Annotated in this window: 1 protein-coding gene and 2 pseudogenes; 1 reads left to right on the forward strand and 2 read right to left on the reverse strand. The window is 67.4% G+C overall.

Annotated features, from left to right (window positions below; genetic code table 11):
* Positions 1–108, forward strand: a pseudogene (locus AB0C20_RS36245) (co-chaperone YbbN); the annotation flags it as partial.
* Positions 109–378: 270 nt separating this feature from the next.
* On the opposite strand, the gene AB0C20_RS36250 reads toward AB0C20_RS36245, so the two are convergent.
* Complete coding sequence (locus tag AB0C20_RS36250; RefSeq protein WP_357569725.1) at positions 379–732, reverse strand: DUF3817 domain-containing protein; 354 nt, start codon at positions 730–732, stop codon at positions 379–381.
* 78 nt (positions 733–810) lie between these two features.
* A pseudogene (locus tag AB0C20_RS36255) lies at positions 811–1,190 on the reverse strand (acetyl-CoA C-acyltransferase); the annotation flags it as partial.

Raw genomic sequence — 1,190 nt, forward strand, 5'->3', positions numbered from 1 at the left:
GGCGGCTGGGAGCTGGCCACCGTCGAGGCCGAAGCCAACATGCGCATCGCGCAGGCCTTCGGAGTGCAGGGCATCCCGACCGTCATCGCGGTGGCCGCGGGGCAGCCGCCCTGGGCCTGACCGACCAGCCGCTCGAACAGCTTCACCAGATCGACACTGCCCGGACTCCGCTGGGAGTACAGGACCACGACCACCGGCACCTCGAGCGAACGCCGCAGCACCTTGGTCTCGAAATCGGCCTCGGTGACGGCATGATCGCCCGGAACGTCGGTGGCAGCCGGCTGTTTGAGAGCGGACAGATCCACCGCGCCGGACATGGCGGCGGCGACGGCGGGCGAAGGACGACGTGCGGCAGGTCGAGTCACGACATCCAGTTTGTCACGAGACGGCGGCCGTCGGTGCCGGGGTCGGGCTCAGTTCACCCAATTGCCCGCTCCGAATCGCCCACCGCTCGAACCACACCGAACTGAACGGCACCACCGACGACACCAGTCCCAGCAGAATCGTCTTACCGGGCCACTCGAACTCGCGCCAGGCCAGCAGCAGGCTGATCGCGTACAGCACGAAGATGAGGCCGTGCAGCATGCCGAACACCATCACCGGCCAGGTGATGGGTTCGGGTAGCCGCTTGAGTACCGAGCCGAGCAGCAGCAGCGCCCACGACGGCGCTTCCAGCAATCCGAACAGACGCACTCGTTTGGCCACGGTGCTCACGTCGAAGAATTCGCCCATGGGCACCATTGTGCCGAACGACTACGGAGTGTCGTAGTAGGTGTGGGTCATACCACAGGTATCCGGCCGCGACCGGGTTCAGACCCGCACGATGAGGGCGTCGCCCTGACCTCCGCCACCACACAGCGCGGCCACGCCGACACCGCCGCCACGCCGCTTCAACTCCAGCGCCAGATGCAGCAGGATCCGCGCGCCCGACATCCCGAGCGGGTGACCGATCGCGATCGCGCCACCGTTGACGTTCACCTTCTCCGGATCGATGCCCAGCTTGCGGGTCGACGCGATGCCGACCGCCGCGAATGCCTCGTTGATCTCCACCAGATCCAGATCCGCCGGCGAAATCCCCTCACGCGCACAGGCTTTCGCGATCGCGTTCGCCGGCTGCTCCTGCAACGTGGAATCCGGACCGGCCACCACCCCCGCGGCGCCGATCTCGGCGATCCAGCTCGAGCCCAGCG

The organism is Micromonospora sp. NPDC048843 (assembly GCF_040649965.1).
Classification (GTDB): domain Bacteria; phylum Actinomycetota; class Actinomycetes; order Mycobacteriales; family Micromonosporaceae; genus Micromonospora; species Micromonospora hortensis.

Bases quoted from the DNA above. Each gene is read 5' to 3' on its own strand.
- AB0C20_RS36250 (WP_357569725.1), bottom strand. From the start codon at position 732: ATGGGCGAATTCTTCGACGTGAGCACCGTGGCCAAACGAGTGCGTCTG.